The organism is Kitasatospora sp. NPDC048540 (genome assembly GCF_040651175.1).
Lineage (GTDB): Bacteria > Actinomycetota > Actinomycetes > Streptomycetales > Streptomycetaceae > Kitasatospora.
This window is the reverse complement of record NZ_JBEZIR010000244.1, coordinates 1-3,943: the sequence shown is the minus strand read 5'-3', so window position 1 is coordinate 3,943 and position 3,943 is coordinate 1. Positions and strand designations below refer to the sequence as shown.

4 protein-coding genes and 1 pseudogene are annotated in these 3,943 nt (G+C 70.9%); all 5 read left to right on the top strand.

Annotated features, from left to right (window positions below):
• Positions 1–84: pseudogene (locus tag AB0D08_RS40440) on the top strand (IS5/IS1182 family transposase); the annotation flags it as partial.
• Positions 85–198: 114 nt separating this feature from the next.
• Positions 199–1,110, top strand: coding sequence for an ABC transporter substrate-binding protein (locus tag AB0D08_RS40435; RefSeq protein ID WP_359895364.1), 912 nt, complete (start codon positions 199–201; stop codon positions 1,108–1,110).
• A 3-nt stretch (positions 1,111–1,113) separates the two neighbouring features.
• Complete coding sequence (locus AB0D08_RS40430) at positions 1,114–1,938, top strand: ABC transporter ATP-binding protein (RefSeq protein WP_033826240.1); 825 nt, start codon at positions 1,114–1,116, stop codon at positions 1,936–1,938.
• Entirely contained in the window at positions 1,935–2,816 is an 882-nt protein-coding gene (locus tag AB0D08_RS40425) for an ABC transporter permease (protein WP_359895362.1), read from the top strand. Before AB0D08_RS40430 ends, AB0D08_RS40425 begins: the two co-directional genes overlap by 4 nt.
• 82 nt (positions 2,817–2,898) lie before the next feature.
• Positions 2,899–3,783 (top strand): TauD/TfdA family dioxygenase, encoded by an 885-nt coding sequence (locus tag AB0D08_RS40420; RefSeq protein WP_033826241.1) that lies wholly within the window; start codon positions 2,899–2,901, stop codon positions 3,781–3,783.
• Positions 3,784–3,943: the final 160 nt, after the last annotated feature.

Genomic DNA, 3,943 nt, shown 5'->3' with positions numbered 1-3,943 from the left:
AGGATCTTCCGACACGCCCGCTGCAGCCCGAACTGGCTGACGTCAGCAGCCAAGGCTGTCCTCACCCTGGAGCTTCAACGCTGAAAACGCTCACTCGCCGCCCTGGGGGCGGTCTCCGCCGCGTGCGGGCGTGCCTCCGCCTCGGGGGGAGGGGGCACAGAGACCGGGAGAGTCAGGTACCAAGGTTCGGCGGGCCAGGTGACGTTGCCCGAACTCGCCGAGGATCTGGGCTACTTGGGTGATGTGAGGCTGGAGTGGGTCGGCAACACGATCAGCGGGCCGCAGGACATCCAGTCGGCCGCGACCGGTCAGACCGATGTCGGCGGTGCCTTCAACGGCGCGGTGATCAAACTGGTCGCCGCCGGGGCACCGGTGAAGTCGGTGATCAGCTACTACGGCGTCGACCGGGATGCGTACAGCGGCTACTACGTGCTGGCGGACAGCCCGATCCGGGGTCCTCGCGACCTGCTCGGGAAGAAGGTCGCGATGAACACCCTCGGTGCCCATGCGGAGGCCCTTCTCGACATCTACCTCCAGCGCGGCGGTCTGTCCGCCGCCGAGGTGGCGAAGGTGGAGCCGACCGTGCTGCCGCCGGTCAACACGGAGCAGGCGTTGCGGCAGCGGCAGATCGAGGTGGCCGTCCTGGGCGGGGTGCTCCGCGACAAGGCGCTGGCCGCCGGCGGGATCCGGCCGCTGTTCAGCGACTTCGACCTGCTCGGGGCGTTCAACGCCGGCACCTTCGTGATGACCGACCGCTTCCTCAAGCAGAATCCGGAGACCTCCCGGACCTTCGTCACGGGGGTGGCCAAGGCGATCGAGTGGAGCCGGAGCACCTCGCGGGCCGAGGTGATCGCCCGCAGTGTGGAGATCGTCAAGCGCCGTGCCCGCAACGAGGATCCGGGGGCCCTGCAGTTCTGGAAGTCGTTCGGTGTGGCGGCGCCCGGCGGCCGGGTCGCGGACCAGGACTTCCAGCTGTGGATCGACTGGCTGGTCTCGCACGGGGACATCAAGGCCGGTCAGGTCAGGCCGGGTGACCTGTACTCCAACGCCTACAACGGTTTCGGCGGTGCGTCCGCGCCCGCCGTCTCCCCTTCCGCGAGCAGGAGTTGAGCGATGAGCGCACAGATCTCCTTCCGTTCGGTCAGCAAGAGCTTTCCCGTCCGAGGCCGGGCCGGGGCCCGCGGGCGGGCCGAGTTCCTCGCGGTGGACCGGGTCGATCTGGACATCGCCGCGGGTGAGTTCACCGCTCTGGTGGGACCGAGCGGCTGCGGCAAGTCGACCCTGCTGGACCTGCTTGGCGGGCTCACCGCACCGAGCTCCGGCGAGATCCTGCTCGACGGAGTGCCGGTGACCGGCCCGGGGCCGGACCGCTCCACGGTGTTCCAGCAGTACGCGCTGCTGCCCTGGCGGACCGCCCAGGGGAACGTCGAGTTCGGCCTGGAGGCGATCGGTGTGCCACGGCGCAGACGCGCTGCCCGGGCTCGGGAGTACCTGGCGCTGGTGGGTCTGGCGGGGTTCGAGGACCGGCATCCGCACGAGCTGTCCGGCGGGATGAAGCAGCGGGTGGCGATCGCCCGGAGCCTCGCCTACGACCCCGAAGTGCTCTTGATGGACGAGCCGTTCGCGGCCCTCGACGCGCAGACCAGGGAGTCGCTGCAGGCCGAGCTGCTGCGGATCTGGGAGCGCACCGGCAAGACGGTGCTGTTCATCACGCACGGCATCGAGGAGGCCGTCTACCTGGGCGGGAGGGTGGCGGTGATGACCTCGCGCCCGGGAAGGGTCAAGCAGGTCGTCCCGATCGACCTCGGCGACCGTGCGCAGGACCAGGACCTGCGCTCCAGCCCGGAGTTCACCCGGTACCGGCACGAGATCTGGGCCCTGCTCCACGACGAGGTGACCCGGGCCCAGCAGTTGGAGCGGGAGGTGAGTCCGGTATGAGCACCGGTATCGGCACGGTGGCGAAGAAGGCGGCCCTGACCGTCGCCCGGCCGGACGCGCCCGCGGCCCAGCCGGCCCCGGTGGCTCCGGCGCGCCGCCTGCGCTCGACGGTGGCCGGGCTGCTGCTCGGCGCCCTGACCAAGACCCTGGCGATCGGCGTGCTGCTCGCGGGGTGGGAACTCGCCCCGCGGTTCGACCTGGTGGACCGGACCTTCCTGCCGCCGTTCAGCGAGGTGCTGGACGCCTGGCTCGGGTTGCTGGAGAACGGCCAGCTGGCCGCCAACACCACGGCCAGCCTGACCCGTTCGTTCACCGGCTTCGGTCTCGCGGTGGTGATCGGGGTACCGCTCGGCCTGCTGATCGGCTGGTACCGGCGGCTGGCGGGTCTGCTCGGTCCGCTGCTCGAACTCTTCCGCAACACGGCCGCGTTGGCGCTGCTGCCGGTGTTCACGCTGATCCTGGGCATCGGGGAGACCTCGAAGATCTCGATCGTGCTGTACGCCTGTGTGTGGCCGATCCTGCTGAACACCATCAGCGCGGTGCGCAGCGTCGATCCCACCCTGCTGCGGTTGGCCCGGTCGCTCGGTCTGTCGGCGCCCCGGATGTTCCAGAAGGTGATCCTGCCGGCGTCGGTGCCGGTGGTGTTCACGGGCATCCGGCTGGCCGGGGCGGTGTCGATCCTGGTGCTGGTGGCGGCCGAGATGGTCGGGGCGAAGGCCGGGCTGGGCTATCTGGTCAACGCCTCCCAGTACAACTTCGCGATCCCGCAGATGTACGCGGGCATCGTCACGATCTCCGTCATCGGGGTGGTCTTCAACCAGGCGCTGGTGCTGCTGGAACGCAGGTTCACCGCCTGGCGGGCCCCGCTGGGCGGCTGAGCGGGTGCGGCGGCCCGTACCGGCACCCGTACCCGTACCCGTACCGACTGATCCACCACCATCCGTGAGAGGACACCGCACCATGACCAGTTTCGGGATCCACAAGGTCGGCGGCCGGATCGGCGCCGAGATCACCGGGCTCGACCTCGCCGGGGAGCTGGACGAGGCGACCGTCGAGGAGCTGAACGGCGCGCTGCTCGCCCACAAGGCGCTGTTCTTCCGGGAGCAGCGGCTGGACGACGACGGCCAGACCCGGTTCGCGGCCCGGTTCGGGCCGTTGACCACCGCCCACCCGACCGTGCCGGCGTTGGAGGGGCAGCCGCACGTGCTGCCGGTGGACGGCGAGGAGGGTCGGGCCAACCGCTGGCACACCGATGTCACCTTCGTCCGCACGCCGCCCAAGGCGAGCACTCTGCGCAGCCTGGTGGTGCCCGCGTACGGCGGCAACACGCTGATCGCGGACGCGCAGGCCGCGTACCGGGATCTGCCGCAGGCGCTGCGGGAGTTCGCCGACCGGCTGTGGGCCGAGCACACCAACGCGTACGACTACGCGGAGGGCAAGCCGCTGGACGAGGCCGAGCAGGAGCGGCGCCGGGTGTTCACCGCCCGGCGGTACCGGACCGCGCACCCGGTGGTGCGGGTGCATCCGGAGACCGGGGAGCGGGGGCTGTTCATCGGCGGGTTCGCGGACCGGATCGTCGGCCTGCCGACGGACGCCTCGCGGGATCTGCTGCGGACCCTGCAGTCGTACGTGACGCGGCCGGAGAACGTGGTGCGCTGGCGGTGGGCGGTGGGGGACGTGGTGCTCTTCGACAACCGGGCGACCCAGCACTACGCGCCGGACGACTACGACGACCTGCCGCGGCGGCTGCACCGGGTGACGGTGGCCGGTGACGTCCCGGTGGGGGTCAGCGGTGAGGGCAGCTACCTGATCGAGGGCGACGAGGCGGCGCACTACACCTCCTGACGGCCTCCTGAGGGCCTCCTGCGGGCCTCCTGACGCACGAGGAGCCCGGTGCACGGCGGCGCCCGCGAGGTCGGGAACGGGTGCTCCGGGCCGCTGACCCCGAGGATCTGCTCGTTGCTGGTCAGCGGCACCTCCACCAGGACGTGCCGGGCGGCCATGG